This window comes from Telluria sp. ZB4P37, assembly GCF_059685855.1.
The window spans coordinates 38646-57756 of record NZ_JCASID010000002.1 but is presented as its reverse complement, the minus strand read 5'-3'; the positions used below and the strand labels follow the sequence as shown (position 1 = coordinate 57756).

The following is a 19111-nucleotide window of genomic DNA, read 5'->3' as shown; positions in this document are numbered from 1 at the left end:
GCAGCCGCTTTTTTTTGCGCGCCGTCTGGCGCAGTTGTACATGGAGGCGCGGTGCGCTATTGGTTGATGAAATCCGAGCCGGACGAAGTCAGTTTCGACGACGTGCTGGCCGCGCCCGGGCAGACGGTGGCCTGGTTCGGCGTGCGTAACTACCAGGCGCGCAACTTCATGCGCGACGCGATGGCCGTCGGCGACGGCATCCTGTTCTATCACTCCAGCTGCGCGGTGCCGGGCGTGGCGGGCATCGCCGAAGTGGCCAGCGGCCCGTATCCGGATGCGACCCAGTTCGACGCAGCCTCCCATTATTACGACCCGAAAGCGACCCAGGAGCAGCCGCGCTGGATCTCGGTCGACGTGCACGCAGTCGAAGCGGGGCGCTACCTGCCCTTGAGCGAGATGCGCGCCGTTCCCGCGTTGGAGGACATGGTGCTGCTGCAGAAAGGCAGCCGCCTGTCGATTTCGCCCGTCACGCAAGCGCAGTGGAACACCATTACCGCCTTGATCAAGGAAGGGACGCGCTGATGGACATCGGCTTGAGTCTGGCGCTGCTGGCGATGGGCGCTTTTGGGGGCTTCGCGGCGGGCTTGCTGGGCATCGGCGGCGGCATGGTGCTGGTGCCCTTCATCACAATGATCTTCACCGCGCGCGGCTTCCCGCCCGCACTGGTCATCCACATGGCGATCGCCACCTCGCTCGCCACTATCCTGTTTACCTCGCTGTCGTCGGTGCGCGCCCACCACCAGCACGGCGCGGTGCTGTGGCCCGTGGTGAAGCTGCTGGCGCCGGGCATCCTGGTCGGCTCCTGGATCGGGCCCTGGATCGGCAAGCAGATGGATGCCTCGGTGCTGGCCCTGTTCTTCGGCGTGTTCGTGGCCTTCTCGGCGACCCAGATGCTGATCGGGAAAAAGCCGGCGGCCACGCGTGAACTGCCGGGCGCGCCGGGCATGTTCGCGGCGGGCGGCGTGATCGGCACCCTGTCGGGCATCGTGGGCGCGGGCGGCGGCTTCGTGTCGGTGCCCTTCATGACCTGGTGCGGCGTGCGCATCCACAATGCGGTGGCCACCAGTGCGGCGCTGGGCTTTCCGATCGCGCTGTCGGGCACCATCTCGAATATCTATTATGGCTGGGGCGAGGCCGGACTACCTGGCTACTCGCTCGGTTTCGTCTACCTGCCGGCGCTGGTCATCATCGCGCTGGCCAGCGTGACCATGGCGCCACTGGGGGCGCGCACCGCCCACAAGATGCCGGTGCGCCGGCTGCAGAAGGTATTCGCCGTGATCCTGTACGCGCTGGCGGCCTACATGTTCTGGAAGGCGTTCAACTGATTACTTTGCCTTCGTTGCGAACCCGCGCATGCGTGCGCGGTCCATCGGCAGATCGCGCACACGCAGTCCCACGGCGTCTGCGACCGCATTGGCCAGCGCCCCCGCCGCCGGGCCTTGCGCGGCTTCGCCGGTGCCAAGATACGGCTGGCCGGGACGATCCAGCAGGTGCACGTCCACCCGGTCCGGCACCCCGTTAAAACGCAGGATCGGATAGCTGGCCCAGTCCTGTGTCAGCACGCGCTTGGCGTCGAAGCGCACCGCTTCCAGTAGCGACCAGCTGGCCGACTGGAGGATGCCGCCCTCGATCTGGTTGCGCACCCCGTCGGGGCTGACGATCTCGCCGCAATCGACGGCGGCGACCGCGCGCGTGATGCGCACGAAACCGGTGTCGAGGGCCACCTCGACTTCCAGCGCGATGGCGCACCAGGCGGCCAGGTTCTTGTAGCGGGCGAACGCGAAGCCGCGGCCGCGGCCGGCGGTCTTCTTATAAGCGTCCCAGCCGAACTTGGCGGCGGCCAGTTTCACGACCTCGATCGCGCGCGGGTCCGCCAGGTGGCGCAGGCGGAAGGCCACCGGGTCGGCTTTTGCGGCGCGCGCCAGTTCGTCCATGAAGCTCTCGATGGCGAACACGTTGCAGTAGGCGCCTAGCGAGCGCAGGGCCGAGGTGCGGAAGGGACCCGCCGGCTGGAAGCGGTGGGTCACGCGGGCGTTCGGCAGCACGTAATAGGGAATCGCGTTGCGGTCGCCGCCGCCCTGCGGCTGCGGGATGGGTTTTGGTGCCGGCGGCGTGAACGGCCGCGCCAGATGGGTGGCGGCCAGGAGGTTGCCGGCCTTGCCGGGGCGCGTATTGTGCGGCTGGCTCCAGACCTCGTATTGCCAGTCGGCGATGCGGCCGCCCGCATCCAGCGTCGCCTGCACCTCGGCCACCATCGCCGGGCCGTAGGGCTCCCAGCAATGCTCTTCCTCGCGCATCCACTGCACCCGCACCGGGTTGCCGGGAAAGGCGCGCGCCAGCAGAATGGCGTCGGCCGCCACGTCGTCGGCGCCATTGTGGCCGTAGCAGCCGGAACCTTCCATGTGCACGCAGCGGATCGCCTCCTCAGGCGCGCCGATCAGTTCGGCCAGCGCGGCGCGTAGCGGGAACACGCCTTGCGAATGGGTCCACACGGTGTAGCGGCCTTCTTCGAGTTGCGCGACGGCGCAGGAGGGCCCCAGGGAAGCGTGCAGCTGGAAGGGCCGGGTGTAGGTGGCGCGCAGGGTCTGGCCGGCGGCACCTGGAGCACCGCGCGCAAGAATCTGCTGCGGCTGCGAGCCCAGGCCGCGCGCCAGCGCCGCCACGTCCTGGCCCGCCGGGAGCAGGTCCGGCGCGTCCCAGCGCACCGCGCGCGCCAGCGCGCTTGCGGCCTTCACCGCGCGCCATTCCTCGTCGGCGATCACGGCCAGGAAGCGGCCGTCGCGCACGACATCGAGCACGCCGGGCAGGCGCATCACCTGCTGTGTGTCGACCGCGAGCAGCCGTGCTGCCGTTGCTGGCGGTCGCACCACGCGCGCATGCACCATGGCGGGCAGGCGCAGGTCGTGCACGTAGGCGAGTTCGCCTTTCAGCTTGCCGGGGATGTCAACCCGCGGCAGCGTCACGCCGGCATGGCGCGGCGCTGCTTTCTCGCGCGGGGGCAGGGCGCCGCTGGCGCGCACGTGCTGTTGGCCATTGGCCACCAGCTCGCCGAAGCTGATGCGGCGGCCATCGGGCGCGCGGAACACGCTATTGGTTTGCACGAGTAGGGCCGCCGGCACGGCCAGGCGCGTGGCTGCCCTGGCAAGCAGCAGGGCGCGCACCTGGGCCGCCGCATGGCGCAGCGCGGTGCCGCTGTCCTGCATCGACAGGCTGCCGGCGGTATAGCCTTCGTCGGGCGTGCGGTCGGTGTCGGCGGTGACCAGTTCCAGGCGTCCCGGATCGATCTGCAGTTCGTGCGCGGCCACCTGCAGCAGCGCGGTCCTGATGCCCTGGCCCAGCTCCACCTTGCCGGTGAAGACCGTAACGCGGTTGTCGGCGCCGACCCGGATCCAGGCATCCAGCCAGGGCGTCTTGTCCAGGCTTCCCGGCAGCCTGGCTCCTTGTGCCTGCGCGTTTGAAGGCAGCGCGAACGACAGCACCAGGCCACCGTTCGCGGCCAGGAAGCGGCGCCGGCCCTTGTCATGAGGATTGCTGCTCATCGTTTTTTTCGCACCGGTTGCATTGCCAGCACGTCGGCGGCGCGGCGCACGGCGCGCAGGATGCGCATGTGGGTGCCGCAGCGGCACAGGTTCGGCTGCATCCAGTCGCGGATCTGCTCGTCGCTCGGCGCCGGGACCTGTTCGAACAGGGCGGTGGCGCGCATGATCATGCCGGCGATGCAGTAGCCGCATTGCGCGGCCTGCTCGTCGATGAAGGCCTGCTGCAGCACCACGCTCGGCACCCAGCGGCTGCCGGGCGACTCCACCGTGCGCACGGCGCGCGTGCCCACCAGCGCCACCGGCAGCACGCAGGACATCACGGGCGCCTTGTCGAGCATCACGGTGCAGGAGCCGCATTGCCCGAGGCCGCAGCCGAACTTCGCACCATTGAGCTTCAGGTCGTTGCGCAGCACGTAGAGCAGCGGCGTATCCGGATCGACGTCAACCGTGTGCGGCTTGCCGTTGACCTGCAGGCGGTAAGTGGTCATGGGTGTTTGGCTTTCTGGATGCTGTCCTCGAGGTCCGGCCAGGGCGCGGCCTTGGCGCCGTAGCGCCGCAGGTAGGTGACAAGAGCGGTCAGCTGGGCATCGTCCAGCATCGCGCCGAAACCCGGCATGAAGCGTCCCGGCTCGCCGTTCGGGGGCGCGACGCCTTCGCGGATCAGGTGGACCAGGTTGCGCGGGTCCGGGTCGTAGAGCGCGACCGCCTTCTGCAGCGGCAGCGCGCTGCCCGAGCCGGCGTCGCGCCCGAGATCGTGGCAGCGCGCGCAGGCCATCGCATAGATCTCGTAGCCCTGGCGCATCTGCTGCGCGTCGTCCCCACCGGCGGCCGGGACGGGCAAGCTGCCGGGCGTAGTTGCAGCTGTACTTGCCGGCGCCGCGCGCGCGGGCGCCTGTGCCAGGAAACTGTGGATGTAGGTGGCGACGGCGGCGACGTCCCGTGGATCGGATTGTCCCAGGTTCACGACGACATCCTGCATCGGCCCGGCCGCGATCGCATGGCCGGGTGCGAGACCGGTGCGCAGGTAGCTGGTGAGGTGTTCGCGCGTCCACGGTACGGGCGAGGGCGAGTGCCTGTTCAGGGCAGGCGCGTACCAGTTTTCGGCGTCGCCGCCATCGAGCCGGCGCTTCAGGTTCGGGCCGCCGAGCATCGTGCGTGGCGTATGGCATGCGCCGCAGTGGGCCAGCGCATTGGCTACATAGGCGCCGCGGTTCCACTCGGCCGACTGGCGCGGGTCGGCCTGCCATGGCGCGTCGGCTAAATAGAGCAGGTTCCAGAAGGCGACCAGCGGGCGCAAGCCGAACGGGAAGGTCATGTCGTTCTCGCGCGCCGGGGCGTTCAGCGCCGGCCGCGTCATCACATAGGCATACAGCGCGCGGATATCGTCCTGCGCCAGTTGCGCGTAATGGTTGTAGGGGAAGGCAGGGTAGAGCAGGTGGCCGTCGCGCGCGACGCCCCGGCGCATCGCGCGCGTAAACGCTTCCTCGCTCCAGGCACCGATTCCGGTGCGCGCATCCGGCGTGATGTTGGTGCTGTAGACGGTGCCGAAGGGCGTCTTGAGTGCCAGGCCGCCGGCGAAGGGTTTTGCAGGATCGACGGTGTGGCAGGCGGCGCACATGCCCAGGCGCGACAGGTTCGCGCCGCGTTCGACCAGGGCAGTGTCGAAGCGGCTTGGCGCGGATTGCGGCGGCAGGGCGGGACGCCACATGAGGAAGCAGGCGGCAAGCGCCAGCACGGGACTTCCTGCCAGAGCCAGCCACCAGCCGTATCGCCGCGCGCGTCCTGGCCACTTCATTCCGACTTCCCTCCTTTATACGTGGAGAGCAGGCAGCCTCCATCGGCTGGCGGAGAATATCATGGCTGAGCGTTATGATTGGCTCAGCAGCCCGTACCAGTACGGGACCAAGCTATTCATACATTGTGTCGTTCAAATAATTGGGATTGCTCCGGAAACAGACATGGCCAGTCAATCTTGCTCTGGCTGGTCCAGGAAATGCCAAATTGACGGTGGGCCGGGAGGCCTTGCCAGGCGCAGCCTGGCGCTGGCGCGCATACGTATCGAACGCCCTCGACGTCCCGCAGTGGTATGCTTGCCACCATGACTACCGATTCCGACATTGAACTGTCCGGCGCCTTCCAGGCCGCGGACAGCAACGGCCGTACCCTGGACGTCAAGGCGATCCGCATCTTCGACGAGGGTTACGGGATCATTGACGTGTACGTGGACTTCAAGGCCCAGCTCGACCCGGCCGCCTACAAAGACACGGTGCTGACCAAGGCCATCGTCGAGCGCCTGCGCGCGCTCGGCTACAAAGGGCCCGATTTTGGCCACAGCGACCCGGGCCTGCAAGAGAGCAAGACGATCGTGCTCGAAGCGCCGGAAGAATTCGCGGTTTTCGCCAAGAGCCGCGGCTGGAAGAACCTGGCCGAAGAATTCGACGAATAAGCGGCAGCCGGGCTGCGCACTGGTGGCGGCCCGGCCGGAATGGCTGGCCGTCATCCTCACCGACGCCAGGGGCGCCATCCTGTTCCGTACCGCCTGGCCTTTCGGCAGCGCGGCCGGCGCAGGCCGCGACCTGCACCTGACCTAGCCGGCCACGCCGGAAGACTTGCGGTGGGCGCTCGCGCCCGCGTGATGATTCAGGCGTGCACCGGGCGGCCAGGGGCCTGGCGGTAGGCCCAGGCCAGCATCACCAGGGCGCCGATGATCATCGGCAGCGACAGCACCTGGCCCGAAGTGACGGGAATGCCTGCCACCGTGATTTCCCAGTCCGGCACGCGGAAGTATTCGGTGGTAAAGCGCGCGCACCCATACAGAAGGGTGAACATGGCGCCGACCGCGAGGCGCGGGCGCTGCTTGCGCGCGTAGGGCCAGAGGATGATGAATACAACGATCCCGTCGAGCAGCATCTGGTACAGCGGCGACGGGTGGCGCGGGCCTTCGACGCCCGGCCACAGCATGGCCCAGGGCAGGCTCGGGTCGGCGATGCGGCCCGGCAGCTCGTGGTTGATGAAGTTGCCCAGGCGCCCGGCCGCATACCCGAGCGGCACCATCGGGGCGATGAAGTCGTAGACGTCGAGCAGGTTGCGCCTGGCTTTGCGCGCCCACAGCGCCATCGCCACCAGCACGCCCAGGAAGCCGCCGTGGAAGGACATGCCGCCCTGCCAGACCTTGAAGATCTCGAGCGGATTGGCGAAGAAATGGGCGGGCTGGTAGAACAGCACTTCGCCCAGGCGTCCGCCCAGCACCACGCCGAGCATGCCGTAGAAAAGCATGTCGTCGAGGTCTTCGGCCTTCCAGCCTTGCGCGGCGATGTGCGGCTGGCGGATGCGCAGCCGGCCAAGGGCCAGGAACAGGCCGAAGGCCACCACATACATCAGGCCATACCAGTGGATGTCCACCGGGCCGATCGAAAAGGCGACCGGGTCCGGATTCGGGTGTACCAGCATAATCAGTTCTTCCTCAGTAAATCCAAAAAGCTCCGCAAGACCGGCGACGGATTGTCGCGGCGCCAGGCCAGGCCCAGCTCGGCCAGCGGCGTGGGGTCGACCAGGGCACGGTATTCTACGCCAGCGCGCATCAGGTTCGACACGGATTGTGGCACAAGTGCCAATCCCATGCCTCCGGAGACCAGGCTGACGATGGTCTGCATCTGGATCGCTTCCTGGCCGATGACGGGCGTGATGCCGGCCGCGCGAAAGCAGGCCAGGATGGCGTCGTGCAGGGCGGGCGCCACCGCGCGCGGGAAGATCACCAGCGGCAGGGGCGGCAGGTCGCGCAGGCGCACCGGGCCCCTGGCCCGCAAGGCTTCGAGGCCCGCGGGGGCGCACAGGATCAGGGGTTCTTCCAGCAGTTTCATGTAGTCGATGGCCGCGTCCATCTTGCCGGGCAGCGGCGGGATGACGAAGCCGGCGTCGATGCGCGCGTGCAGCAGCTCGTCGGCCTGCACGTCGGAGGTCGCTTCGCGCAGCACCAGGGCCACGTCCGGGAAGGCGGAGCGGTAGCGCTGCAGGATGGCGGGCAGCACGCTGTAGTCGGCGGTGGAAACAAAGGCCAGGCTCAGGCGTCCCGCTTCGCCGCCGGCCACGCGGCGCACCAGTTCCGGCAAGCGGGCGGCGTCGTCGAGGATGCGCCGCGCTTCGGGCAGCAGGGCGGTGCCGGCGGGCGTGAGCGCCACCTGGCGGCGATTGCGCAGGAAGAGGGGGGCGCCGAGCAGCTCCTCCAAGCCGGCGATGCTTTGGGACAAAGGCGGCTGCGTCATGTGCAGCCGCTCGGCGGCGCGGCCGAAATGCAGCTCTTCGGCGACGGCAAGAAAATGGCGGAGCTGGCGCAGTTCAGGTGTCATTGATACGCAGGATATATGGGCTGGGCCCGGTGATATGCAGAACATATCACACACCATCCTTGCCTACCGTGAGCCTGGCTCAGCGGCGCTTGTCGAAGGCCTGCTTCACCCGCGCTGCGCGGTGCTTCGATTGCACATTGTGTTCCTTCTTCTTGTCGAGCCCGAGCAGCTTCTCGATGAACTCGAACCAGATGAAGGCGAACACCATCAGCCCGACGATATACCACCAGGACAGGTCGGCGAAACGCCATACTTCAAAAAAACGCAGCCCGCAGAGGGCGGCAATCAGCAAGATCAGCGGCATGGGAGACTCCTTCAGCACCCATAGTACAAACAAAATGATGCTACGTGGCAAAATTTCGGGCTTTGATGCTGCTCCGTCAACTTCGATCGTTGCGCTCTCGTTACAGAGTGTATCCCTGCGTGACCTTGTCACGAATAACGGTAGAATAGGATTGTCATGAACCTGGAGAAACAAATGAAACGGTCTTTGTTGTTGTGTATGGTGATGTCGGCCTTCGCGTCCACCAGCGCGTTCGCCCAGGCCGACCTGGCGAAGGCCAAGAACTGCATGGCCTGCCACGCAGTTGCGAACAAGCTGGTCGGCCCGGCCTACAAGGACGTGGCGGCCAAGTACAACGGCCAGAAAGCCGCCGAGGACAAGCTGGTGCAGAAGGTCATGAAGGGCGGCGCAGGCGTCTGGGGTCCGGTCCCGATGCCGGCCAACCCGCAGGTGAGCGAGGCCGAGGCCCGCAGCCTGGTGAAATGGGTGATGGCGCAGAAATAAGCGGCTGGCCTGGATAACGAAAGCGCGCCTGCGTGAGCATGGCGCGCTTTTTTTTCGGGTTACCGGATCACGTCGATCCGCGTCCGCTTCCCACCCTTGTACGTAAACAGCGTCAACGCCCCGTTCAGGATATCGCCCGACTGGTCGAACTGGATGGTGCCGGTCACTCCCTCGTAGCGGATCTTCTTCAGCTCCGGCAGGTATTTCGCCGGCTCGGCCGATTTCGCGGCCTGCATCGCGGCGGCCATCACCATCACCGAGTCGTACACATAGGGCGCGTAGAGCTGCACGTCGGCGCCGGTCTTTTGCTTGAAGCGGGCGCGGAAGTCGGCCATGGTCTGTTCCTGCGGGCCTTTCACCCCGCCGGCTTCGGCGCACACCACCTTGCCTTCGCCGATGGCCTGGCCGGCCAGACGGCCCAGCGCCTCGGTGCAGATGCCGTCGCCGCCCATGAATTTCGCTTCGATACCGAGCGCCTTCAACTGGCGCAGCATCGGGCCGGCCACCGAATCCATCCCGCCGAAGAAGACCAGGTCGGGCTTCTTGGCGCGGATCGAGGTCAGGATGGCGGTGTAGTCGGTGGCCGTGGCGCTGGTGAATTCCTTGGCCACGATCTTCACGCCAGGGCCCTTGAGCCCTTTGGCAAATTCCGCCGCGACGCCCTGGCCGTAGGTGGTGCGGTCGTCGATGATGGCGATGTTCCTGGCCTTGAGGGTCTCGACCGCGTACTTGGCCAGCGTGCCGCCCAGCTTGGCGTCGCTCGCCACCACGCGGAAGGCGCCAGGGAATTTCTGGCGGGTGTACTGGGTGGCGGTGGTGGCCGGCGAGATCTGCACCAGCCCGGCATCGTGGTAGATTTTTGACGCCGGCACCGTGGTGCCGGAATTGAGATGGCCGATGATGCCGTTCACCTTGGCGTCGACCAGCTTCTGCGCCACCGCCGTGCCTTGCTTCGGATCGCTGCCGTCGTCTTCGGCCAGCAGTTGCAGCTTGACCTTCTGGCCGCCCAGCGTGACGCCCCGTGCATTGAGTTCGTCGATCGCCATGCGCGCCGCGTTCTCGTTGTCCTTGCCGAGGTGGGCGTTGGGGCCCGAGACCGGGCCGACGTGGCCGATCTTGACGACTTGCTGTGCCTGGGCGCTGCCTGCGGCTGCTAGGGCGGCGGCCAGCGCCATGACTTTGATACTGAGCTGCATGTGGTGTTCCCCTTGGTGTCGACTGCGGCGCCGCTGCCGCGGCGATCAAGATTTCCACGGTAAAAGGTACAACAGTTTTTTGCCTCCGCAAAGCAATATCGGCAGACATTTGCGCCTTCGCACCACTGCGGTGCGCGGTCGGCAGAGCCGACCACCCTGGATAGTCACCGTTCCATACATGGGGTCAGCCAGATAGACCCTAGCGGCTGATCCGGTAGATCACGTCCACGCCCTGCACCAGGGTCATGGCCGCCATCAGGCTCAGGTCGCGCGGCTGTTCCCCGCCGCCGTCCGAATAGCGTCCATTGGGATCGGTCGCCATGCCCATCGCATTCGACACATTCTTCAGCGCGCCCAGCGAAACGCCGGTAGCCGGCCCCAGCTTCGCGCCGATGCCGCGCGCCATGTTCTGCGCCTTCCCTTTCGCATTGGCGAGCGCCTGAGTCACCAGTTCGGCTTCGATCTTGTCGCGGTCGCTGCGGCTGAAGGCGACGGCCAGCGATTCGACCTGCTGCATCGCCATCAGGGAACGGACCATGGACGACCAGGCCGCCATATTGCGCACCGTGACGTTGACGGCGACCCGGGTATCCATCTGCGGCGCCGCGTCGCCTGCTACCTCCGTCTTGCGCGGGCGGCGCAGGATGTCCTGCACGGTGACGTCTTCCGGCGCGATACCCTGGCTGGCGAACAGCGCCCGGCTGGCCTCGAGCCGCTGCGTTACCTGCTGCCACGCGGCGGTTGCATCGGCATCGGCGGACACGATCTCGAAGTCGATCTCGCCGGTGTCGGGCAGCATGCCGATGCTGGCGGCGGCGCTGACATGGATGAAGGGGTGGGTGGGGAGGTCGGCGGCCAGGCCGGGGAGGGCGGTGGCGGCCAGCAGCAGGGTCGCGGCAAAACGCTTGAGCATACGGGTCCTTGTCGAAGAGGTAGTGGCTCGACAATAGACCAACTAGACATGTCTGTCTACAAATTTGCGTGGTGCGGATGCTGGTTATGCCGAACTCATAGAGCAGCCTGTCTAGGCGGGCAGACGCGGAAGCGGTGGTAGTCGAGGTCGCAGAAATAGTCTTCCAGCGCCTGCGCCGAAGCCCCCGGGTCGCACAGGGCGACATACCCGTCCGGCCGCACCAGATAGCTCGCATTGCGGGCGAACCCGGCGTCTTCGTATTCGCGGGCCCAGTCGAACTCGCGCAGCAGCATGCAGTGGCGGTCGCACCAGGCGCGCAGGTCGTCGTAGGCCTGGCCATACACGTGCACTTGCCAGTCGATGGTCTTGGGCGCAGCATGGTTGTCCTGGCCTTCGCGCATTACCCAGGGCAGCCGGTCGCCGCCATGCACGCGCCCGGCCGTGCCGCTGCTGAGCGCGCTGTCGTGGTAGCTGATCATGGTCTGCGACAGGATACGGAAGATCTGCTCGCGTGACGTGCCCACGCTGTAGAGGGCGCTGGCGAACATCGGCGCGATCCGCATGCGCACGAAATCGGCGAAATTACCCTCGGCGGTAATGAACGTGAACATGCGGTCGGTGGTCTCGACCAGCTTGCGCGCGAAGGCAATGCGCTCGGGCTCGTAGGTGTCGAGCAGGCTGTCGGGCGCTTCGGCGCGCACCACGGCGGCCAGCTTCCAGCCCAGGTTGATGGCGTCGCCGATGCCGGTATTCATGCCCTGGCCGCCGGCCGGGCTGTGCACGTGGGCGGCGTCGCCCAGCAGGAAGGCGCGGCCGCGCCGGTAGTGGTCGGTGACCCGGTGGTGCACCCGGTAGGTCGAGAACCAGTGCACCGCGTCGACCTCGATGCCCAGGCTGGTGAGCGCGCGGTGGCTGACGTCGTTGAAGGTGAGGCTCTCGGGATGCTGCGCGCGCTCGTCGCGCACGGTGCCGATCAGGCGCGCGCGCCCGTCGTCACTGTACGACAGCAGGATGCAGAAGTCGGACGTGTCGAGCGAGGCGTGGATCTCGCCGTTGACTGCCGTGCCATGCACCTGCACATCCGCCACGTAGAACAGGTGGTCGTAGGTGCCGCCCGCGAAGCCGGCGCCCAGGCTGCGCCGGACGGTCGAGCGCGCGCCGTCGCAGCCGGCCAGGTAGCGCGCCTCGACCTGCACGTCGTTGCCGCTGTTGCGGCGCAGGCGCGCGACCACGACCTCACCCCGTTCCTCGAAGTCGGCCAGCTCGGTATTGCGCTCTACCTGGATGCCCATGGTCTCCAGGTGGCGCACCAGCAGGGCTTCGTGCGCGTCCTGCGGATAGATCAGCACGTAGGGATAGGGCGTCAGTTTCTCGCCGGCCGACTGGAAGGCCAGCTGGGCCCGGCGCTTGCCCTTGACCCACAGGTTGATGGCGGTATTGGGCTTGCCGGCTGCCGCGACCTCGTCGGCGATCCCGAGCGAGCGGTAGAGCTCGAGAGTGCGCGCATGCACGGCCATGGCGCGCGAGGTGGTGCCGGGCCCGGCGGTCTTGTCGACGATGCAGACCCGGATCCCCTGTTTTGCCAGCGCCAGCGCCAGCACCAGGCCGGTCGGGCCGGCCCCCGCGATGAGTACGTCGTATCGGTCCATGGCGGTCTCCTGGCCTCCTCGGCGTCAGTAGGGAGACGCCAAACGGGGCGAAATGTTCCGCGCCCGCCTACTCGATGCTGATCGGCAGGTCGCGTCCTTCGAGCGCCACTTGGCCGGCGTAGTCGGCCGCATGGATGCGCAGGATGTAGTCGCCCGGCGCCAGCGCGCCGACCTGCCAGCTGCCGGCCTTTACTTCGCCATCCTGCAGGCGGTTGTTTACAGCATAGGCGAAATGCGTGGCCTTGCTACCATAAACCGTGATGCCGCTGTTGGGCGCGTACACCAGCTTGACCGCGTCCGGATTGCGCGGCAGGCGGTCATACACCTGGGTAATGAGCGGACGCTCGTAGCCGGCCACCGGCGAGCCGTCGGCGCGCAGCAGCTGGTAGCCGAGCTTGTACAGGCCCAGGCGGCGCCGCGCCAGGTTGCCGTTCACCTGGTCCCAAGCGTCGACCACGATATTGACTTCGCCCAGCGCGCGCGGCACGCGCAGCGGTTCGCGCTTGTTCGCCGGCAGGCGCTTGCCGCTGCTGTCGAACAGCGCGATGCTGTTGACCTGCGGCGCCACCGTGTCGGTAAAGCCCACAAACGGCAGGGTCAGTGGATTGACCACGGTGCCGCCCTGGTAATAGTCGAGGTGGACGTGGGCCATCGCGTTGATGGTGCCGATCGGGTCGCCCACCGCAAAGCGGGTACCGCGCGGCACGCGCACGCGCTCGGCCTTGCCGCGCTCACCCGTCTGTACCTGGAAGCGTGGGTCGAGCGGCTTGCCGCGGGTATCGCGCCCGACCCGCATGTGGATATACGACAGCGGCCCCAGGCTGATGCCTTCGCTGAGCGAATCGAAGCCCCAGTTCGCGAACGGGTCCGATACCTTCGAGGGCAGCACGGCCAGCACCGGCTCGCCGACGTCGGCGCGCACGTCCAGGCCGGCGTGGAAGTGGTCGCGGCTGTCGCCGTTGTAGCTGCCGCGCACCTCGCCCATCACACCCACGACCTCGTGCGGCATGTCCTGCGGTCCCACCGGCCAGGGCATCGGCGCCGATCGCCGCACCGCCACCGGCTGGGCACGCGCCGGCGCCGCTTCGCCGGCCCGGGGTGCAGCCAGGCGGTTGAGCTGGTGCGACTGCGCATCGGCCACCACCAGGCTGCCCTGGGGCTCGACCGCGATGCCGCGCGGGCCGTAGAGCTGCACCGTGCCGTCGGGGCCGAAGCCGTCAACGGAGGCCGGAACGTCGGCGTCCAGCAGGGCGCGGTATTCGCCTTGTGGAGTGAGCTGCAGGATGCGCCCGCCGGAGCCGGACGCGATATAGAGGTAGCCGTCGCGCGTGAGCGCCAGGCCGACCGGGCGCCGCAGCACGGCGCGGCGCTCGCCCTCGGGGGGGACGGCAATTGTCGTCACCATGCCGTCTGGCGCAATCCTGCGGATGGCATGGTTGCCGGTGTCGGCAACATACAGGGTGCCGTCGAGGGCCACCGCGATCGCGCTGGGGGTATCGAAGCTGGCCGCCGTGCCAATGCCGTCGGCCATGCCGGGCTTGGCGCCGCCGGCGATCGTGGTGACGCTGCCGTCCCGGGCGATGCGGCGGATGCGGTCGTTATAGGTGTCGGCCACGTAGACGATGCCGGCGGCGTCCACCGCGATGCCGACCGGGCCGTTGAAGCTTGCCGCGCGCCCCAGAGCATCGAGCTCGCCGCGTACGCCGCTGCCGGCCAGGGTCGCTACCATCCCGTCGGGTGCGATTCTCCGGATGGCGTGGTTGCCGGTGTCGGCCACATACAGGTTGCCGGCGTGGTCAAATGCGAGGGCGGAAGGGGTGTGGAAGCTGGCTGCGGCGCCCACACCGTCCGCGAAACCTTCGCGGCCGCCGGCGAAGGTGGTGACCGTGCCGTCGGGGGCGATCGTGCGGATGCGGTTGCTGTCGCCGCCGTCGGCGACAAAAATCTTGCCGCGGCTGTCGAGGGCGACGCCGAAGGGGTCGCTGAAACGACTCCTTGCTGCCGGGCCGTCGGTCGTGCCGGGGATGCCGTCGCCGGCCACGGTGGTGAGGCGGGCCGGCCAGAACGGGATCGTTTTCGCGACCTTCGGCGTGAGCACGGCGAGCGCGCCCGCCTGGCGCTCGACGAGGTCGGTGAAATAAAGGGCGGTGCCCGCCAATACGACGCCCGCGCCCGCAAGCGCCGCGATGAGGATCTTTCGGTTCATTGGAGCCGCTAGGGTGATTGCAGAGGGTGCAATCTTAGCGGATGTGCCTGCGTCGTGTTGCACCTAGGGTGGGCGGGTCCTCCCGCCCGCGCGTTCAAATTACCTTGGACTTGCACGCGGCGTGGTATCCACACGTGGGTTGAACGCGTGGGCAGAATCTGCCCGCCCTACGGTTATCCGCCCAGCGACTTGAGATGGGTGATTTCCTGGGCAACCGCCTGGCTCACAATCTCCCCCAGCGCCTCCTGCAGGCCCTCCCGCAAATCCGCACTGAACCGCTCCAGCGACCTCTGCATTGCATCGGCCATCGCATCCCTGACACGCTGCTCGAGCACGAAATCGACCCGCCCCTGCAGCTGCTGCAGCACGCGCTCGGTCACGCGGCGTTCCAGCACGCTCCATTCCTCGCCGGTCCAGCGCTCGTTGGCGCGCCGCTCCAGCTGTTCGGCCACCGGCTCGCCAGCCACCGGCGCAGCCGGCTGTTCGCCGACGACTTCGGTCAGCACCGGGATACTCGGATCGAATGCGGGGTTTTCGTTCATGACTGTCCTGCGACGAAGTGGGTCAGGGGATAGGACTGCTTCTTGTAAGCCGAGTAGCGCTGGCGGCCGGCGGCGGCATCGTCTTCATCGAGCGAAATGATCTCGAACACGCGCGCGAACGCATCGAGCCTGGCGGGCGTGCGGCGCGTGAGGTTGACCAGCATGTCGTGGTGTGGCAGCTCGGCCGCTTCGTCGAAGGTGACGATAATGGGCGTCACGGCCGCCAGCGGGTCGTCGGCGAACACGTGCGGGATGAAGTCGGTATCCGATACCGTCCACAGCGCCGCATTGAGCGCCTCGGCCTGCTCGGCGTTCTCCAGCAGGACGACGACTTTCGCCTTGGCGGCATAGGCCTTGCGCGCCAGGCGGCAGGCGTAGGCCAGCTTGTCGGGAATATTGGTATGGAAGTCGATGCGGGTCATGGTGGGTGCAAATATACAGGGCGGCACATGGCCGCCCCGGGTTCAAGTCAATTTTTGGCTTGGAGCGCTCTCAACCGTTCATGCCGCTGTGGCGCAGCAGCGCGTCGATCGATGGCTCACGGCCGCGGAAGGCCTTGAACGATTCCAGCGCCGGGCGCGCGCCGCCCATGGCCAGGATCTCGCGCTGGAAGCGCTTGCCGGTTTCCGCCAGGTTGCCGGCCTCCAGCGCCTCTTCGAAGGCCGCATAGGCGTCGGCCGACAGCACCTCGGCCCACTTGTAGCTGTAGTAGCCGGCCGCATAGCCGCCCGAGAAGATGTGGCCGAAGGAATGCTGGAAGCGGTTGAAGGCGGGCGGGATCATGACGGCGAACTTCTCGCGCACGTCGTTGATCAGGTCCTGCACGGTGCGCTGGCTTTCTGGATCGAAGTCGTAGTGCAGGTGCATGTCGATCAGCGAGAACTCGACCTGGCGCAGCGTCATCATCCCGGACTGGAAGTTTTTCGCAGCCAGCATCTTGTCGTACAAGGCGCGCGGCAGCGGCTCGCCCGTCTTCACGTGGGCGGTCATCTGCTGCAACTTGTCCCACTCCCAGCAGAAGTTTTCCATGAACTGCGACGGCAGCTCCACCGCATCCCATTCCACCCCCGAGATGCCGGATACCGACAGCTCCTCGACTTCGGTCAGCATGTGGTGCAGGCCGTGGCCGAATTCGTGGAACAGGGTAATGACTTCGTCGTGGGTGAACAGCGACGGCTGCAGCTTGCCGTCCACCGTGGCCGGCGGTGTGAAGTTGCAGGTCAGGTAGGCGATCGGGGTCTGCACGATGCCGCCGGTGGCCAGGCGGCGGCCGCGCGCGTCGTCCATCCAGGCACCCTGGCCCTTGCCGGCGCGGGCATACAGGTCGAGGTAGAACTGGCCCACCAGCTCGCCCTCACGCTCGATGCGGAAGAAGCGCACGTCCGGGTGCCACACGGGCGCTTCGTCCGGCTTGATCGCGACGCCGAACAGGTCCTGGATGATGGAGAACAGGCCTGCCACGACCTTCGGCTCGGGGAAGTATTCCTTTACTTCCTTTTCGGAGAAGGCATAGCGCTTCTCGCGCAGCTTTTCGGAGGCATAGGCCACGTCCCAGGACTGCATGTCGGCTATGCCCAGCTCGTCGCGGGCAAAGACACGCAGCTCGTCCAGGTCTTTTTCGGCGAAGGGGCGGGCGCGCTTGGCCAGGTCTTCCAGGAATTCGATCACGTGCTGCGGGCTTTGCGCCATCTTCGGCACCAGCGAGACTTCGGCGAAGTTGCCGTAGTCGAGCAGCTTGGCTTCTTCGTTGCGCAGGCGCAGCAGGTTGACGATGTTGGACGAGTTGTCCCATTTTTCCAGTTCGGTGAACATGATGCCGGCGTCCGAGGCCTTGGTGGCGCTGGCGCGGTAGACCGTTTCGCGCAAGGCGCGGTTGTCGCAGAACTGCAGTAACGGGTAATAGGACGGGAAGTGCAGGGTGAACTGCCAGCCGGCCTTGCCGTCCTTCTCGGCGGCGGCGCGGGCAGCAAGCTTCACGTCGTCCGGCACGCCGGCCAGATCCGCTTCGCTTTCCACCACCAGCTTGTAGTCGTTGGTCGCGTCCAGCACGTTTTCAGAGAAGCGGGTGGAGGTGGCAGCCTGCAGTTCCTGGATCTCGGCGAAGCGCTGCTTTCGATCTTCCGGCAGCTCGGCGCCGCCCAGGCGGAAGTCGCGCAGCGCGTTCTCGACGATCTTCTTGCGGGCCGGGCCGAGACTGTCGTAGTCGCTGGCGGCGCGCAGGAGCTTGTACTTGGCGAACAGCGCCTCGTTCTGGCCGAGCGAGGTCCAGAACTCGGTGACCTTCGGCTGGTTCTCGTTGTAGACCGCGCGCAGCTCGGGCGTGTCCATCACGTTGTTCAGGTGGTTGACCACGCCCCAGGCGCGGCCCAGGCGTTCGGTGGCTTGTTCCAGCGGCACCACGAAGCTGTCCCAGGTGACCGACTCGACAGGTGCTTCGAGCTGCGTGACAACCTCGGATGCTTCCTTGATCAGCTGTTCGATGGCCGGCGTGACATGCTCGGGCTTGACCGCGTCGAAACGGGTGAGGCCGGAAAAATCGAGTAGGGGATTGCTGGCTGCGATGGTCATGGTGTTCCTTCTAGTGTTAGGCCACGCCGGGCTTCGGTTCCATTCCCGTTGCCTGGCTGGGGCATTCCTGGCTGCTCGAGTGCACGCGTTCCGCGGACTCGACGGTGTTCATCAAGAGCATGGTAATCGTCATCGGGCCGACGCCGCCCGGCACCGGGGTGATGTGCGAGGCAAGTTCACGGACACCGGCAAAATCGACGTCACCGCACAGTTTGCCCGCATCGTCGCGGTTCATGCCGACGTCGATCACGATCGCACCCGGTTTCACCATGTCGGCCGTGAGCGTATTGCGGCGCCCGACGGCGGCCACGACCACGTCGGCCTGGCGGGTGTGGTAGGCCAGATCCGGCGTTGCGCTATGGCAGATGGTGACGGTGGCATTGGCTTGCAAGAGCAGCAGGGCCATGGGCTTGCCGACGGTGTTCGAGCGGCCGATCACGACCGCGTGCTTGCCGCGCAGGTCGACGCCGGTGCTTTCGATCAGCTTCATGCAACCGTAGGGCGTGCAGGGACGGAAGCCCGGCAGGTTGGCGACCAGTTCGCCGGCCGACAGCACGGAATAGCCATCCACGTCCTTGCTGGTGGCGATCGCTTCGATGACCTTGCTCGGGTCGATGTGCTTCGGCAGCGGCATCTGCACCAGGATGCCGTGGATGGACGGGTCGGCGTTCAGGGCGGCGATGCGCTCGAGCAGGGCCGCTTCGCTGAGGTCGGCCTCGTATTTTTCCAGCACCGAGTGAAAACCGACGTCGCCGCAGGCCTTGACCTTGTTGCGCACGTAGACGTGGCTGGCCGGGTCCTCGCCGACCAGGATCACGGCCAGGCCGGGCTGCTTGCCGGCTGCGGTGAGCCTGGCGGCGCGCCCGGCGATCTCGCCGCGCAGTTGTTGGGAAAGGAGGACTCCGTCGATCAGTTGGGCAGGCATGTTCGGGCTCGTGGCTAGGCAAAAACGAAATTATAAGGCCCGCACCCATATCGCGCGCCGCCGATAGCCAAGCATTGTCATATTTGCAGGACGGCTCTTCCAAAGGCAAGAGCAGCTGCCTTACCCATGGGCGTCGACTTCGTTATACGATCGACAAGTACAACATCGTAGCGTGGGCAGGGCAATTTCGGGCAATGCCCGGAATTACGCCCTCGCGTTCAACGAACAGGCGCAAGCCACGCGGTGAGCCGGAATACGCGGTTTGAACGCGCGGCCGGCGAAGCCGACCACCCTACAAAATTGTGCAGTTGCAGCATAAAATTTCATTATGTGAAATGACGTATCGCAATTTGAAAAAGACCAGGTCCGCTGGTAGAATCGAAGGGTTTATTTTCAGACATGTGAAATTTCACCAAATCGCCGCCAGCCATTTCGCCTGA

At 66.6% G+C, this 19111-nt stretch carries 19 protein-coding genes; 5 read left to right on the top strand and 14 right to left on the bottom strand.

The window, feature by feature from the left end; genetic code table 11:
- Positions 1-51: 51 nt before the first annotated feature.
- Positions 52-522 carry an EVE domain-containing protein gene (locus tag AC56K1_RS04690; protein WP_497156688.1) on the top strand — a complete coding sequence of 157 codons (471 nt, stop codon included), beginning with the start codon at positions 52-54 and terminating at the stop codon, positions 520-522.
- The gene (locus AC56K1_RS04685) at positions 522-1325 is read left to right on the top strand and encodes a sulfite exporter TauE/SafE family protein (protein WP_497156687.1); all 804 of its coding nucleotides are present in this window, start codon (positions 522-524) and stop codon (positions 1323-1325) included. The genes AC56K1_RS04690 and AC56K1_RS04685 overlap by 1 nt, the downstream gene beginning before the upstream one ends.
- Here the strand turns inward: AC56K1_RS04685 and AC56K1_RS04680 are convergent, their stop codons facing one another.
- The 3 genes from AC56K1_RS04680 to AC56K1_RS04670 are packed head-to-tail and all read right to left on the bottom strand — an operon-like array spanning position 1326 to position 5334.
- Positions 1326-3539 carry a xanthine dehydrogenase family protein molybdopterin-binding subunit gene (locus AC56K1_RS04680; RefSeq protein WP_497156686.1) on the bottom strand — a complete coding sequence of 738 codons (2214 nt, stop codon included), beginning with the start codon at positions 3537-3539 and terminating at the stop codon, positions 1326-1328.
- On the bottom strand, positions 3536-4027 hold the full coding sequence (locus AC56K1_RS04675; protein ID WP_497156685.1) for a (2Fe-2S)-binding protein: 492 nt from the start codon (positions 4025-4027) through the stop codon (positions 3536-3538). The genes AC56K1_RS04680 and AC56K1_RS04675 overlap by 4 nt, the downstream gene beginning before the upstream one ends.
- A complete protein-coding gene (locus AC56K1_RS04670) occupies positions 4024-5334 on the bottom strand; it encodes a c-type cytochrome (RefSeq protein ID WP_497156684.1) in 1311 nt (436 codons plus the stop codon). The genes AC56K1_RS04675 and AC56K1_RS04670 overlap by 4 nt, the downstream gene beginning before the upstream one ends.
- Before the next feature lie 303 nt (positions 5335-5637).
- Here AC56K1_RS04670 and AC56K1_RS04665 point away from each other — a divergent pair, with 303 nt between their 5' ends.
- Together AC56K1_RS04665 and AC56K1_RS04660 are read left to right on the top strand one after the other, a co-directional pair.
- Positions 5638-5985: a hypothetical protein gene (locus AC56K1_RS04665; protein WP_497156683.1), complete on the top strand. Its 348-nt coding sequence runs from the start codon at positions 5638-5640 to the stop codon at positions 5983-5985.
- A gap of 22 nt (positions 5986-6007) precedes the next feature.
- Entirely contained in the window at positions 6008-6130 is a 123-nt protein-coding gene (locus tag AC56K1_RS04660) for a hypothetical protein (RefSeq protein WP_497156682.1), read from the top strand.
- 49 nt (positions 6131-6179) lie between these two features.
- On the opposite strand, the gene lgt is transcribed toward AC56K1_RS04660, so the two are convergent.
- The 3 genes from lgt to AC56K1_RS04645 form a co-directional block, all read right to left on the bottom strand.
- Positions 6180-6989, bottom strand: a complete 810-nt coding sequence (gene lgt / locus AC56K1_RS04655; RefSeq protein WP_497156681.1) for a prolipoprotein diacylglyceryl transferase — start codon at positions 6987-6989, stop codon at positions 6180-6182.
- Positions 6990-6991: 2 nt separating this feature from the next.
- Positions 6992-7885, bottom strand: a complete 894-nt coding sequence (locus AC56K1_RS04650) for a LysR family transcriptional regulator (RefSeq protein ID WP_497156680.1) — start codon at positions 7883-7885, stop codon at positions 6992-6994.
- 79 nt (positions 7886-7964) lie between these two features.
- Positions 7965-8189 (bottom strand): hypothetical protein, encoded by a 225-nt coding sequence (locus tag AC56K1_RS04645; RefSeq protein ID WP_171082662.1) that lies wholly within the window; start codon positions 8187-8189, stop codon positions 7965-7967.
- A gap of 174 nt (positions 8190-8363) precedes the next feature.
- Here AC56K1_RS04645 and AC56K1_RS04640 point away from each other — a divergent pair, with 174 nt between their 5' ends.
- Positions 8364-8672: a c-type cytochrome gene (locus AC56K1_RS04640; RefSeq protein WP_497156679.1), complete on the top strand. Its 309-nt coding sequence runs from the start codon at positions 8364-8366 to the stop codon at positions 8670-8672.
- A 59-nt stretch (positions 8673-8731) separates the two neighbouring features.
- Here AC56K1_RS04640 and AC56K1_RS04635 read toward each other — a convergent pair whose 3' ends face one another.
- From AC56K1_RS04635 to folD, 8 genes are all read right to left on the bottom strand, one after another.
- Positions 8732-9868, bottom strand: coding sequence for a branched-chain amino acid ABC transporter substrate-binding protein (locus AC56K1_RS04635; RefSeq protein WP_497156678.1), 1137 nt, complete (start codon positions 9866-9868; stop codon positions 8732-8734).
- A 199-nt stretch (positions 9869-10067) separates the two neighbouring features.
- Entirely contained in the window at positions 10068-10781 is a 714-nt protein-coding gene (locus tag AC56K1_RS04630; RefSeq protein WP_497156677.1) for an SIMPL domain-containing protein, read from the bottom strand.
- Positions 10782-10876: 95 nt separating this feature from the next.
- Positions 10877-12430 carry an FAD-dependent oxidoreductase gene (locus AC56K1_RS04625; RefSeq protein ID WP_497156676.1) on the bottom strand — a complete coding sequence of 518 codons (1554 nt, stop codon included), beginning with the start codon at positions 12428-12430 and terminating at the stop codon, positions 10877-10879.
- Positions 12431-12497: 67 nt separating this feature from the next.
- The gene (locus AC56K1_RS04620) at positions 12498-14636 is read right to left on the bottom strand and encodes an NHL repeat-containing protein (protein WP_497156675.1); all 2139 of its coding nucleotides are present in this window, start codon (positions 14634-14636) and stop codon (positions 12498-12500) included.
- Positions 14637-14809: 173 nt separating this feature from the next.
- The gene (locus tag AC56K1_RS04615) at positions 14810-15178 is read right to left on the bottom strand and encodes a DUF2486 family protein (RefSeq protein ID WP_497156674.1); all 369 of its coding nucleotides are present in this window, start codon (positions 15176-15178) and stop codon (positions 14810-14812) included.
- Entirely contained in the window at positions 15175-15600 is a 426-nt protein-coding gene (locus AC56K1_RS04610) for a DNA polymerase III subunit chi (RefSeq protein WP_497156673.1), read from the bottom strand. The genes AC56K1_RS04615 and AC56K1_RS04610 overlap by 4 nt, the downstream gene beginning before the upstream one ends.
- Before the next feature lie 70 nt (positions 15601-15670).
- Complete coding sequence (locus tag AC56K1_RS04605) at positions 15671-17746, bottom strand: M3 family metallopeptidase (protein ID WP_497156672.1); 2076 nt, start codon at positions 17744-17746, stop codon at positions 15671-15673.
- A gap of 16 nt (positions 17747-17762) precedes the next feature.
- Positions 17763-18671 carry a bifunctional methylenetetrahydrofolate dehydrogenase/methenyltetrahydrofolate cyclohydrolase FolD gene (gene folD / locus AC56K1_RS04600; protein WP_497156671.1) on the bottom strand — a complete coding sequence of 303 codons (909 nt, stop codon included), beginning with the start codon at positions 18669-18671 and terminating at the stop codon, positions 17763-17765.
- Positions 18672-19111: the final 440 nt, after the last annotated feature.

Bases quoted from the DNA above. Each gene is read 5' to 3' on its own strand.
- AC56K1_RS04685 (WP_497156687.1), top strand. From the start codon at position 522: ATGGACATCGGCTTGAGTCTGGCGCTGCTGGCGATGGGCGCTTTTGGG.
- AC56K1_RS04680 (WP_497156686.1), bottom strand. From the start codon at position 3,539: ATGAGCAGCAATCCTCATGACAAGGGCCGGCGCCGCTTCCTGGCCGCG.
- AC56K1_RS04675 (WP_497156685.1), bottom strand. From the start codon at position 4,027: ATGACCACTTACCGCCTGCAGGTCAACGGCAAGCCGCACACGGTTGAC.
- AC56K1_RS04670 (WP_497156684.1), bottom strand. From the start codon at position 5,334: ATGAAGTGGCCAGGACGCGCGCGGCGATACGGCTGGTGGCTGGCTCTG.
- AC56K1_RS04665 (WP_497156683.1), top strand. From the start codon at position 5,638: ATGACTACCGATTCCGACATTGAACTGTCCGGCGCCTTCCAGGCCGCG.
- lgt (WP_497156681.1), bottom strand. From the start codon at position 6,989: ATGCTGGTACACCCGAATCCGGACCCGGTCGCCTTTTCGATCGGCCCG.
- AC56K1_RS04650 (WP_497156680.1), bottom strand. From the start codon at position 7,885: ATGACACCTGAACTGCGCCAGCTCCGCCATTTTCTTGCCGTCGCCGAA.
- AC56K1_RS04645 (WP_171082662.1), bottom strand. From the start codon at position 8,189: ATGCCGCTGATCTTGCTGATTGCCGCCCTCTGCGGGCTGCGTTTTTTT.
- AC56K1_RS04640 (WP_497156679.1), top strand. From the start codon at position 8,364: ATGAAACGGTCTTTGTTGTTGTGTATGGTGATGTCGGCCTTCGCGTCC.
- AC56K1_RS04635 (WP_497156678.1), bottom strand. From the start codon at position 9,868: ATGCAGCTCAGTATCAAAGTCATGGCGCTGGCCGCCGCCCTAGCAGCC.
- AC56K1_RS04630 (WP_497156677.1), bottom strand. From the start codon at position 10,781: ATGCTCAAGCGTTTTGCCGCGACCCTGCTGCTGGCCGCCACCGCCCTC.
- AC56K1_RS04625 (WP_497156676.1), bottom strand. From the start codon at position 12,430: ATGGACCGATACGACGTACTCATCGCGGGGGCCGGCCCGACCGGCCTG.
- AC56K1_RS04620 (WP_497156675.1), bottom strand. From the start codon at position 14,636: ATGAACCGAAAGATCCTCATCGCGGCGCTTGCGGGCGCGGGCGTCGTA.
- AC56K1_RS04615 (WP_497156674.1), bottom strand. From the start codon at position 15,178: ATGAACGAAAACCCCGCATTCGATCCGAGTATCCCGGTGCTGACCGAA.
- AC56K1_RS04610 (WP_497156673.1), bottom strand. From the start codon at position 15,600: ATGACCCGCATCGACTTCCATACCAATATTCCCGACAAGCTGGCCTAC.
- AC56K1_RS04605 (WP_497156672.1), bottom strand. From the start codon at position 17,746: ATGACCATCGCAGCCAGCAATCCCCTACTCGATTTTTCCGGCCTCACC.
- folD (WP_497156671.1), bottom strand. From the start codon at position 18,671: ATGCCTGCCCAACTGATCGACGGAGTCCTCCTTTCCCAACAACTGCGC.